The sequence below is a fragment of the Streptomyces sp. NPDC054841 genome, from assembly GCF_053611045.1.
Genome location: NZ_JBSGZO010000286.1, coordinates 1 through 11118 on the forward strand (window position 1 = coordinate 1; position 11118 = coordinate 11118).

An 11118-nucleotide genomic window follows, 5' to 3' on the forward strand; every position below is an offset into this window, starting at 1 on the left:
GAACGGTGGCAGGGCCTCGGCGGCGATCTGCGCGCGGCCGGCGCCGTAGACGGGCAGGCCGTGGTGGGAGTCGACGGCCACGTCGCCGTGGCCGGGGAAGTGCTTGGCGCAGGCGGCGACACCGCCCGACTGGAGGCCCCGGATCCAGGCGCCGGTGTGCCGCGACACCACCTCGGCGTCGACGCCGAAGGACCTGACCCCGATGATCGGGTTGTCCGGGTTGGAGTTGACGTCCGCGCTGGGCGCGTAGTCGAGGCTCACCCCGGCGGCGTGCAACTGGCGGCCCAGGTCGGCGGCGACGGCCTCGGTCAGCTCGGTGTCGTCGACCGTTCCGAGGGCGAAGTTGCCCGGCCGGGTGGAGCCGGTCGCGGACTCGATCCGGGTGACGTCCCCGGCCTCTTCGTCGATCGCGATGATCAACTCGGGGTTCTCCGCGCGTAGTCGGCCGGTCAGCCGGGCGACCTGTTCGGGCGTGACGATGTTGCGGGAGAACAGCACCACCGATGCCAGCCCGTCGGCGATCTCGCGCAGCACCCAGTCGGGCGCCTCGGTGCCCACGAACCCCGGCTGCAGGACGCAGCGCGCCAGCCGCCGCAACTCCTCGCTGTGCTTGCTGGAGACCATCGCGTGCGCCCTTCCGTTGGTACAGACCAATACGTTCCCGCTCAGGCTAGCCGCTCTTGTCAAGTGGGTCTGGATCGCGCCGACTTGGCGAGAACGTGCCCTCAACTGCGATGTTTGACAGGTCGAGTTGGTCTAGTCCAACTTAGTGATGCGCGAGTTCGAAGAGGGGCTGGTGTGGCCTGTGGTGCAGTGACCCTGCCGGGACGGCCGCCGCCCCTCACTCCGCACAGTTGGTGGCCCGGTTGGGGTCGCCGGTACTTGAGATCGAGGTGGGGAGCACCGTATGCCCACGACTGACCGTTATCTCCATCGAGCCCCTTCGAACATCCCCTACTTCAGCTCGGACGGCGAGACCTATCTCGCCCAGACACCCCTGCGGGACCTGAAGAAGACCCGCCCGCTGCGAGTCCTCTCCGAGGAGGACTTCGCCTCATGGCAGACCTACGGCTACGTCGTGGTGAAGCAGGCGATCCCCACCGCTCTGGCCCGGCAACTGCTCGACTTCGCCTGGGAGTTCCAGGGACTCGACCCCGAGCGGCCGGAGACCTGGTACGAGGACCGCGAGTACCGCTCCGACCTGGACCGGGAACTGCACATCTACGGCTTCGTCGAGGCCTATCACCACCAGCTCATCTGGGACAGCCGCCAGACGCAGCGGGTCTACGACGCGTTCGTCGACGTCTGGGACTGCGAAGAACTGTGGGTGACGCTCGACCGGCTCAACCTGAACCCGCCCAACATCAAGAACCGTGACCGGGCTCTGATCCCGCGCACGGAGCAGGGCTTCGACATCGAACTCCACTGGGACGTCGACACCACCCTCGGCGTACTGCCGCAGCGGGTCCAGGGGATCATCGCCCTGAACGACACCAGGCCGGAACTCGGCGGCTTCCAGTGCTGCCCAGAGCTGTTCAGGCAGTTCGACCGGTGGAAGGCGCTCCAGCCGGACGACCGCGACCCGATCCGGCCCAGGATCGACCGCGCGGAGTTCCCCGTGGTGCGACCGGAACTCGAGGCCGGTGACCTGCTGATCTTCAACGGCCTGCTCGCACATGGCGTGGCACCGAACACCTCCGACGGCGAAGTGCGCGCGGTCCAGTACCTGTCGATGATGCCGGCGCTGGAGTCCCACCGGACCATGCGACGCTCCCGGGCCGAGTCATGGCGCACGCTCGGCACGCCGGACTGGAACGCGACGCTGCTCGGCGATGCCACGCGACACGAGTCCCTGAGGTACGGGAGGGCCACTCTCGACGAACTCGGCGCCAAGCTGCTGGGCCTCGCGTCCTGGAGCGGAGCAGACCTCGACGAGGCGGAAGAGCCGGCCGGAGAAGAGACATGCGCCGAATTTGTCTGACCCTGCCGACCAACAGGCCCTGCACGGCGACCATCGCGGCCGTGGCCGAGGAAGCGGCTTACGCCGCCGAGCACTTCGACACCGAGGTGCACCTCCTGATCCTGGACTCCTGCGCCCCGCCTGCGTACACGGTGCACGCCGAGGCCGTGCGCCGGATACCCGGCGATCCACGGATCGTCGTACACCATCTCGACGAGGCGCGGCAGCGGGACTTCCTGCGGCGGGTGATCGACCGGGCCGGGGCGGTGAAGCCCGACCTCCTGATGGAGCTGATGCTCCCGGCCGGCGTGTCCTACGGCGCCTGCACCAACCGCGCCTTCCTCCTCGCCGCCGCGCTCGGCTGCGAGTCCGTCCACCGCAGGGACTCCGACAGCCGGTACCAGGTCGTGAACGGCCGGACCGCCTTCCCCGTCCATCACGAGCTGATGTCGCTCGGCCGGCAGGCGGCCGACGCCGCGCGCCACGTCACCGAGACCGCACTGGCCGCGGAGCACATGGACCGAAAGGTGGCGATGGTCGGCAGCTCCTTCGTCGGCGAACTGTCCGTGGACATCGGCGAGATACTCCGCATCGACCCCGACGTCTACCACGACATGGTCGGTCTGTGGGCGCCCGTCCACTGGTCCGGCGAGCAGAAGAGGCAACTCGTCGACGAGTCCTTCCGGGGCGCGGGCACGGACGCTTTCACCGCGGACCGTTCCACGCTGACCGTGGTCGATCCCATGCGCGTGGACATGTGCAACATCGCCTTCCACGACGTGCACGAACACGTGCCCCTGCCGCCCGCGACCGATACGATCGGCAGCGACTACTTCCTGATCCACCTGGTCCACGACGCCGCACTGCCGGGTGTCCTGCACAACCGGAACATCGTCAACTTCTACACCGGCGAACGCCGCACCGACTCCGGGTTCATGGCGTACCAGCTGCGCTTCGTCAAGTTCCTGCTGTCGATGCTCTACTTCAACTTCGTCTACGACCAAATGGCCCGGACCGGCCCGTCGTTGCTCGACGAACGGGGGCAGGTGCGCACGTCGGCCGTAGCCCTGCTGGCGAGGGAGAGCGCAGGGCTCGACCGGAGTGAGAACGTCCACCGGCTGGACGTCCTCGACGCCGCGTACCGCAAACTGGGCGGCAGATATGCGGAGTTCGCCGACTTCCTGTGGCAGCGCCGCGCACGCCTCCTCGACGAAGCGCGCAGCGACATCGAGGACTTCGCTCTGCTGGTGGAGGCATGGGAGCCGCTGGTGCGGGCGGCCGCACTCACCTCCGTGGTCCCGACGCCCGGGCAGAAACGGTGAGAGCGGCCATGGCGCACGAGTCCGCACCACTGCTCGCCGCCCTGGCGGGCGCGACCGAGGACCGGATCGTCTTCGATCTGACCGGAATCGAAGACCGCTACGACACACTGCGGCGTGAACTGCCCGGCGTCGCCGTCCGATTCGCCATGAAGGCCTGCCCGGTGGACGAGGTGCTCGCCTGTCTGGCCAGGAAGGGCGCCGGAGTCGACGGGGCAAGCCCCCGCGAACTGGAGCAGGCGCTGCGCGCGGGCGTGCCGGTCGGCAACATGCACTACGGCAACACCGTCAAGTCGGACCGGGACATCGCCGACGCCCACCGCCTCGGCGTCAGGGACTTCGCGACCGACAGCGTCGAGGACCTGGCGGCCATCGCGGCCCACGCCCCGGGAGCCCGCGTCTTCTGCAGGCTGGCGACCAGCGGTGAAGGGGCGCTGTGGGGCCTCAGCGACAAGTTCGGCTGCACACCCGCGGACGCGGTGCGCATCCTTCAGTCGGCGCCTGACAAGGGCCTGACACCCTCCGGTCTGTCCGTGCACGTCGGCTCCCAGCAGATGACGGCGGACGCCTGGCACAGCGCCTTCGAGTGCCTGGCGGACGTCCTGATCGCCCTGGGCCGGCGCGGAACAGTGCTGGACCACGTCAACCTCGGCGGCGGTCTGCCGGCCCTCGGCTACCTCGACCGGTACGGCACACCACTGGAGCCTCCGCTGGACAAGATCCTCGCCGTCATCCGCGAGGGAATGCGCCATCTCAGGAAAGTCCACGGCGAGCATCTCGAGTTCGTCATGGAGCCGGGGCGCCACCTCGTCGCCGACCACGGCGCCATCCGGGCCCACGTTGCCCGGCTGGCCGAGCGACGTCGCCCCGACGGCGAGCGCCAGTACTGGCTCTACCTGAGCTGCGGCAAGTTCAACGGCCTCTACGAGATGGACGCGCTGCAGTACCCGCTCGTCTTCCCCACTCACCCTGATGCCGAGTACGTCCCCGCCGTGGTCGCGGGTCCCACCTGCGACAGCGACGACGCCTACACCCAGGGCCACGGCCTCGTGCACGTCCCCCGGAATCTGGCATCCGGCGATCCCGTCTGGGTGCTCGCAAGCGGCGCCTACGCGATCAGCTACACGACCCAGGGCTTCAACGGCTTCGCCCCGCTGCCGTACACCTGCACGGGCGGAGGACGCCCGTGAGCGGCGACGGCGTACACATACGCCACATCAACGACGCCGACTGGGACGCCATCGCGGCGATGGAATCCCGGACCTACACGGAACTCGGCCTCTCGGAGGGGCGCGCGGCCCTGCGGTCCAGGGCGGACGCTTCGCCGGACACCAGTTTCGTCCTGGACGTCGGCACCCGGCCCGCCGGGTACCTGCTGGCACTGCCGTGTCCGCCCTTCAGATACCCGAGCCTCGAACGGGCGGAGGAGCCGGCGGTGCTCTCGCGGAAGGGGGAGCCGACGATGCACTCGCGTACTCCGCGCAATCTGCACCTGCACGACATCGTTGTCGCGGAGCGCCTGCGCGGCAGGGGGCTGGGGCAGCGGCTCCTGAACCACCTGATCCTGACCGCCGGTTCGCGCGGGTTCGAGCGGATCTCGCTGATCGCCGTCGGCTGCAGCGAGCCTTTCTGGTCGGCGCGCGGGTTCAGCGCGTACCCGGGGATCTCCCCGGGCGGTTACGGCGCGAACGCCGTCTACATGTCCAAGGCGATGGCCGATTCGACGAAGTGAGTTGATGTGCGTGTTGCGTGTCCGTGATCCCTTTCACCGCGGCCAGTTGGCCATCGCCGCACTGTTCTGTTCCCTCGGCTTCCAGTACGCCACCTGGGCCTCGCGCATCCCCGCCATCAAGGCGGACCTCACGCTGACCGCGGCCGAGGTGGGGGTGCTGCTGATGGCGGCCGGCATCGGCGCGGTGGCGTCGTTTCCCCTGGTGCCGGTGCTCGTGCAGCGGCTGGGCTCCGCTCGGCTGGCGCTGCTGTCGGCGCTCTGTCTGACCCTGCTGCTTCTGGCACTCGCCGCGGCGCCGGACTATCCGGTCGCCCTGTTGGTCATGGTGGCCGACGGGGTGTGCGTGGGGTGTCTGAACGTGGCCATGAACGCACAGGGAACGGCACTGGAGACCCGGCACGAACGCAACGCCATGGCCCGGCTGCACGCGACGTTCAGCGCCGGCTCCCTGCTCGCGGCGCTGCTCGCCTCCGGTATGACCGCGGTGACCTCCTCCGTCGCGGCACATTTCGGCGTGGCTGCCGTGGTCCTCGTCCTGCTGGTCGCTCTGGCGCACCCCGGTCTTCTCGAAGACGAGGCTCCCGCGGAGGAGGGGCAGAGCAAGAGCCGCACCGGATGGAGCCTTCCGTCCCGGATGACGCTCTGGATGTGCTGTGCCATGGTGTTCGGCACGGTGACCGAGGGCGCCATGAACGACTGGTCCGCCCTCTACATGAGGGAAGTCGCCAAGGCCTCCGCGGAGTTGGCGCCGATGGGCATCGCCGTGGTGTCCGGCATGATGGTGGTGGCCCGGCTCTTCGCCGACGGCTGGCGCAGCCGCTGGGGCGACGGGCGCGTCGTCCTGCTCGGCAGTGCACTGGCCGCCGCCGGGTTGGCCTTCGCCCTGGTGAGCGGGGGAGTGGCGGCGGCCCTCATCGGCTTCGCCTGCGTCGGACTCGGCTGCGCTGCCGTGACCCCTTGCGTCTATGTGGCCGCGGCGAAACAGGGCTCGCAGGCGCTGGCACTGGTCGCCGCGATGGGCACGACGGGTCTGCTGGCCGGGCCACCCCTCATCGGTTTCGTGGCGAATTCGAGCAGCCTGGTGTGGGGCCTGGCAGTGGTCGCGGCAGCGGCGGTCGTGGTCTCCCTGTGCAGTACACAGATCCGGTGGACGCCGGTGAGCGGCTGAGTCATGCCTTGCCGCGCAGCGGGTTGAGGGGGACCGGTCACGAGATGCGGCGGTCCACGCCGGACGCCGACGCCGTCGTCCTGCACCGCGAGGACGTCGGGGAGTCCGCAGACACGGTGACGCCGACCCGGTACTTGCAGGTCCGTTTCGACGTCCCGGCCGGATGAGGGGGTGCGCTCGCCGATGCGCCCTCCTGGCGAGCGCGGGCTCAGAAGGACGGAGCCGACCGCTCGATCCAGTCGTACGCGGCCTGCGCCGTGAACTCCGGCTGCCCGCCGGGGAAGATCAGACCCGCCGTGCGGAACGCCTCGTCGGTCGCGCTCTCGGGCACATAAGGGACGGCGATGCAGCGCATCCCGGCGGCGTGCGCTGCCGCCGCCCCGGGCGGCGCGTCCTCCACCACGACGCAGTCGGCGGGATCCGCGCAGAGCCGGCGCGCCGCCTCCAGGAAGACATCGGGCCTCGGCTTGCCGTGGGCGACCTCCTCGGCGGAGACGAGGGTGTCGATGAACGCGTCGAGACCGGTACCCGCCAGAACCGCCTCGATGGCCGCGCGCGAGGAGCCGGAGGCCACCGCCATCGGTACGCCCACGGCGTGCAACAGCTCCACGAACGTCCGCATCTGCGGGTACACCTCGGTCTTGGCGCGGGCCAGCTCCAGGTAGTTCCGGTTCTTGCCGGCCAGCAGATCCTCGATCGGCGCGTCGAGCCCGTACTCCTCGCGCAGGCGCTCCAGCGTCTCGCGGGTACCGATCCCGATGAAACGCGTGTGGTGCTCCCAGCTGAAGTCGGAGACGCCGTACCCGGCCAGGACCCGGCGCCCCGCCTCGTAGTAGTTGGGCTCGCTGTCGACGAGCGTCCCGTCGAGATCGAAAATGACGGCAGTCCGCGCAGTGCTCATGCACCCCAGCATGCCAACCGGTCGCGGGGAAGGCCCTCAGCGCGCCGTGCGTGTGGCTCTGCCGACCGACTCCACGAGCGGCAGCAGCCGGTGCGGCACACGCTCGCGCAGCGCCGTCTCCGTGCGCGTACGGACCACGCCCGGCAGGTTGATCAGGCGCTGGATCACGTCCTCCAGATGACCGTTGTCACGGGCCACCACCCGGGTCAGCAGATCCCCGCCGCCGGTGATCGAGAACGCCTCGATGATCTCCGGCACCGCCGCCAGGGCGTCGCCCACCTCGTCCAGATGACCCTGCGTGACCTCGATGTGGACGAACGCCAGCACCGGATGGCCGAGGGCGGCCGGGGAGAGCACCGGGCCGGTACCGGTGATCACACCGTCCCGCTCCAGCCGGTCGATCCTGGCCTGCAGCGTGCCGCGCGCGATGCCGAGGATGCGCGCGTACTCCCGCACGCTCGTGCGCGGCTGCTCGATCAGCAGCCGCAGGATGCGGGTGTCCAGCTCGTCGACGGCCATGGTCCGTTGGCCTCCTTCCGGCCCACGAAACGCACTCTCAACGATACCGATGGCCCACTCACCGTTCAGCCGGTTGAGCCACTGTCCGTACGGATGCTCTTTGTGCCCAGAGAGGGCGCTGTGCAGCGCCTGACGGCAACGGAGCCGGACCGGACCCGCGGTGCCTTCGCCATGTCTGCAGAGGTGCGTGAGCGAAGGGGCGGGACCACCGTCGTGAAGAAGTGCGTGATGAGGCTGTTCGTGGCTCCCGACCCCGGTCGGGTGCGCCTACGGATCTCCGCGCGGGCCGTGCTCGGCGTCGCTCCGGCGGTCGCCGCGGCCGAGCTGGCAGGGCTTTCCCTCACCGCTGCCATCACCGGAGGCCTCGCCGCGCTCCTCGCGCTCTTCACCGTCGCCGACCCGACCGTCCGCCGGCAGGCCGTCACCACGGCCCTGCTGCCGGCCGTCGGCTTCCCCACCCTCGTGCTCGCGACGACGCTGCACGGCGTACCGCTGCTGCGGGACGCGTTCTGGCCCGCCGTGGTCTTCCTCGGCGTGTACGCGCGGCGCTGGGCCCGCGCGGACACGAGCTGGGGATCTTCGCGTTCATGATGTTCTTCACCACCCAGTTCCTGCACGCGGTCCCCGCGCAGCTGCCGGAGCTGTACGGCGCGGTGGCGCTGGCCCTCGCCGTGTGCTCCGGAGTCCGCCCGCCGACCTGCTACGTGGGACGATCGGCCCCATGGGCGGTGGCTTCGACACGCGAGGAGACCCGTGAACACCGCGAGCAGTTGCCTGATCGACACCGATGCCCTGTACGACGCCCTGGTGAACCGCCGTATCGCCGGAGCGGGGCTCGACGTGCACGACCAGGAGCCGCTTCGCACGGACAGCCCCTGGCGCTCGCTGGACAACGTCACGATCACCACGCACTACGCCGGTGACACGACGACCACGACGCCGCGTCCGGCCCGGCTCGGTACCGCGGCGGTCAACGCCCGCGAACTGGGGTGGGTGTGAGCGTTGGCGCGTGAACTGGTGCTCGGTGTCGACGCGGGACACACCATGACCAAGGCCGTTCTGTTCGATGCCACCGGCCGACCGGTGGCGCGGGGCAGCGGCATGCTTCCGCTGAGCACTCCTCATCCCCACTGGGTCGAGCGGGACATGGACGACGTGTGGCGTACGGCGCACCAGGCCATCGCCGCCTGTCTTGCCGAGGCGGGCCCGGACGCGGGGCGGGCCGTGGCCGCGGTGGGGCTGGCCGGGCACAGCGACGGCCTGTACGCAGTCGACGAGCGGGGCCGGCCGGTACGGGCAGCGATCATGGCGATGGACACGCGCGCCGAAGCGGTGCTGGAGGAGTGGCGGGGCGCTCCGGTCTGGTCCCGTGCCCTGGAGCTGTCGGGCACGGTGCCCTTCGCGGGTTCCCCGGCCGCCCTGCTGGCCTGGCTCGCCCGCCACGAGCCGGGAGTGCTTCGGCAGGCCCGTTGGCTGTTGTTCTGCAAGGACTGGCTGCGCCTGAGGCTGACGGGCGCGGTGGCCACTGATCCCACGGACGCCAGTGCCTCCTTCACCGACATGCGGCGGGGCGGATACTCGCCGGCACTGCTCGACCTGTACGGCCACGGCACGCTCGCCGACATGCTGCCGCCCGTCCTGGCCTGTGACGCGGTGAGCGGAACCGTCACCCGCGAGGCCGCCGCGCTCACCGGGCTCACCGTCGGCACGCCCGTCGTCACGGGCGCCCACGACGTCGACGCCGCCGCGCTCGGGATCGGCGGCACGGCGCCGGGCGAACTGTGCCTGATCGCCGGGTCGTTCAGCATCAATCAAGTGGTCAGCGAGCGCCCCGTCGTCGATCCGCGCTGGCAGGTCCGTCACTTCGTCCGCCCGGGACAGTGGATGACCATGTCCACCTCACCCGCGTCGGTGGCCAACCTGGAGTGGTTCCTGCGAGCCACGGGCGCACCGGCCGAACAGCGGGACGGCGTCCATGAGACGATCGGCCGCGAGGTCGAGGCGCACCTGGACGGTCCGTCGGAGGTGCTGTTCCACCCGTTCGTCTACGGCTCCCCGCACCCGCATCCCACGTCCGGGACGTTCCTCGGGCTGCGCGGCTGGCACGGCCGCGGCCATCTGCTGCGGGCCCTGATGGAAGGCGTCGTCCTCAATCACCGCTGGCACGTCGACGCGCTGTGCTCGAAGCTGCCGATCAGCGGGGCGGCCCGGCTGACCGGCGGCGCCGCACACAGCGAGGTGTGGAGCCAGATGTTCGCCGACGCTCTGCGACGGCCGGTCGTGGTGACCGACGTGCAGGAAAGTGCCGCCCGGGGCGCGGCCCTGCTCGCCGCCACCGCCGTCGGACTGCTCGACGACGTGACGGACCCGCGCGCCGACGTCGCCTTGCTCAGACGCCACGAGCCCCACCCCGGCCGGATCGCCGTGCTCGAGGAGGCGTACCAGGTGTACCGGGAAGCGCTGGACGCTCTCGGACCGGTCTGGGCCCGCCTGGACACGCCCGGGACGGAGGAGTGAGTCCCGAGATCGAGGAGTGAGTACGGAGCGAGTCCCCGGCGTCGACGGGCACCGGCCGGGCCGGGCCGTGGACGCTACGACGCGGCCGGTACGCCGTCGCTGCGGTACGGCGGCTGGGCGCCTGCGCGGGTGCAGGTGTCGGCCGCGATCTCCACTGCGTACGAAACCAGCCGGGCGAGTTCGCCGGCGCCAAGAGTGTCGACGCCTTCGCGGTCGAGCCGGCCGGTGTGGTGCAGATGGGCGAGCACCCCGGCGGTGAAGGCGTCGCCCGCTCCCACCGTGTCGACGACCCTGACCGCCGGGGCCGGCACATGGACGTGGGCGTCTCGGTCGGCGGCCCAGGCGCCCCGGGAGCCGAACGTGATCAGGACGAGCCCCGCCCCGGACGCGAGCCAGCGGTCGGCCACCGCCTCATAGGGTTCGCCCGGGTGGAGCCAGGCCAGGTCCTCGTCGCTCGCTTTCACCACGTCGGCGAGCGCCACCCACTCGGCGAACCGCCGGAGGTAGGCGGCACGGTCGGTGACCAGGCCCGGCCGTACGTTCGGGTCGAGGGACACCAGCCGTCGGCCCGCCTCCCGGCGCAGGAGTCCGTCGAGGGTCGAGGCCAGGGGTTCCAGCAGCAGTCCCAGCGAGCCGAGGTGCAGCGCGGCCCCGGGTGGCAACGCGCCGCCGCCCGGGAGGGCGGCGAGGTGCTCGGGCCGCAGGCCGCGGTCGGCGGCGCCGTTGGCGTGGAAGGAGTAGGCGGCCGACCCGTCGTCGCGCAGGAGCACGGCGGCGAGGGTGGTGGGGTCGGACGTCGGCAGCAGATGGGTGAGCCGGTTGCCGGATGCCGCGAGGTGTGCGCGCAGGAGGTCGCCGAAGTGGTCGTCGGAGATGCGCGCGAGCAGCGCCGCGGGGACTCCCAGGCGGCCGAGACCGGCGGCGACGTTGAGGCAGGAGCCGCCCGGGCGCGGCTGGAAGGCCGCGGCGCCGTCGGCCGTGCGGGCAGGTGTGAGGTCCACC

12 protein-coding genes and 1 pseudogene are annotated in these 11118 nt (G+C 70.8%); 9 read left to right on the forward strand and 4 right to left on the reverse strand.

All coding sequences use genetic code 11. The features are described 5' to 3' along the window. The coding region (locus ACWGI8_RS29655; RefSeq protein ID WP_453665518.1) for a glycoside hydrolase family 3 N-terminal domain-containing protein at positions 1 to 624 on the reverse strand (624 nt) is incomplete at its 3' end. Positions 625 to 907: 283 nt separating this feature from the next. On the opposite strand from ACWGI8_RS29655, the gene ACWGI8_RS29660 reads away from it, so the two are divergent. The 6 genes from ACWGI8_RS29660 to ACWGI8_RS29685 are packed head-to-tail and all read left to right on the forward strand — an operon-like array spanning position 908 to position 6346. Beyond that, positions 908 to 1981 carry a phytanoyl-CoA dioxygenase family protein gene (locus ACWGI8_RS29660; protein ID WP_453665519.1) on the forward strand — a complete coding sequence of 358 codons (1074 nt, stop codon included), beginning with the start codon at positions 908 to 910 and terminating at the stop codon, positions 1979 to 1981. Beyond that, positions 1963 to 3282: a DUF6271 family protein gene (locus ACWGI8_RS29665; RefSeq protein WP_453665521.1), complete on the forward strand. Its 1320-nt coding sequence runs from the start codon at positions 1963 to 1965 to the stop codon at positions 3280 to 3282. The genes ACWGI8_RS29660 and ACWGI8_RS29665 overlap by 19 nt, the downstream gene beginning before the upstream one ends. A gap of 8 nt (positions 3283 to 3290) precedes the next feature. Next, positions 3291 to 4469: a type III PLP-dependent enzyme gene (locus ACWGI8_RS29670; protein WP_453665523.1), complete on the forward strand. Its 1179-nt coding sequence runs from the start codon at positions 3291 to 3293 to the stop codon at positions 4467 to 4469. Then, positions 4466 to 5011 carry a GNAT family N-acetyltransferase gene (locus ACWGI8_RS29675; RefSeq protein WP_453665525.1) on the forward strand — a complete coding sequence of 182 codons (546 nt, stop codon included), beginning with the start codon at positions 4466 to 4468 and terminating at the stop codon, positions 5009 to 5011. The genes ACWGI8_RS29670 and ACWGI8_RS29675 overlap by 4 nt, the downstream gene beginning before the upstream one ends. A gap of 4 nt (positions 5012 to 5015) precedes the next feature. Continuing rightward, positions 5016 to 6179 carry an MFS transporter gene (locus ACWGI8_RS29680; RefSeq protein ID WP_453665527.1) on the forward strand — a complete coding sequence of 388 codons (1164 nt, stop codon included), beginning with the start codon at positions 5016 to 5018 and terminating at the stop codon, positions 6177 to 6179. A gap of 44 nt (positions 6180 to 6223) precedes the next feature. Then, a complete protein-coding gene (locus ACWGI8_RS29685; RefSeq protein WP_453665529.1) occupies positions 6224 to 6346 on the forward strand; it encodes a hypothetical protein in 123 nt (40 codons plus the stop codon). Between the two features lie 41 nt (positions 6347 to 6387). On the opposite strand, the gene ACWGI8_RS29690 is transcribed toward ACWGI8_RS29685, so the two are convergent. Both ACWGI8_RS29690 and ACWGI8_RS29695 read right to left on the reverse strand, forming a co-directional pair. Next, entirely contained in the window at positions 6388 to 7080 is a 693-nt protein-coding gene (locus tag ACWGI8_RS29690) for an HAD family hydrolase (RefSeq protein ID WP_453665531.1), read from the reverse strand. 36 nt (positions 7081 to 7116) lie between these two features. Continuing rightward, positions 7117 to 7599: an Lrp/AsnC family transcriptional regulator gene (locus ACWGI8_RS29695; protein ID WP_453665532.1), complete on the reverse strand. Its 483-nt coding sequence runs from the start codon at positions 7597 to 7599 to the stop codon at positions 7117 to 7119. Positions 7600 to 7827: 228 nt separating this feature from the next. On the opposite strand from ACWGI8_RS29695, the pseudogene ACWGI8_RS29700 reads away from it, so the two are divergent. The 3 genes and pseudogenes from ACWGI8_RS29700 to ACWGI8_RS29710 all read left to right on the forward strand — a co-directional run. Further along, positions 7828 to 8288: pseudogene (locus tag ACWGI8_RS29700) on the forward strand (FUSC family protein); the annotation flags it as partial. A gap of 64 nt (positions 8289 to 8352) precedes the next feature. Then, complete coding sequence (locus ACWGI8_RS29705) at positions 8353 to 8598, forward strand: NAD(P)-dependent oxidoreductase (RefSeq protein WP_453665534.1); 246 nt, start codon at positions 8353 to 8355, stop codon at positions 8596 to 8598. Between the two features lie 3 nt (positions 8599 to 8601). Continuing rightward, positions 8602 to 10116, forward strand: coding sequence for an FGGY-family carbohydrate kinase (locus tag ACWGI8_RS29710; RefSeq protein ID WP_453665536.1), 1515 nt, complete (start codon positions 8602 to 8604; stop codon positions 10114 to 10116). 74 nt (positions 10117 to 10190) lie between these two features. Here ACWGI8_RS29710 and ACWGI8_RS29715 read toward each other — a convergent pair. Further along, positions 10191 to 11118 (reverse strand): carbohydrate kinase family protein (locus tag ACWGI8_RS29715; RefSeq protein ID WP_453665537.1); only part of this gene is annotated, 928 nt, incomplete at its 5' end.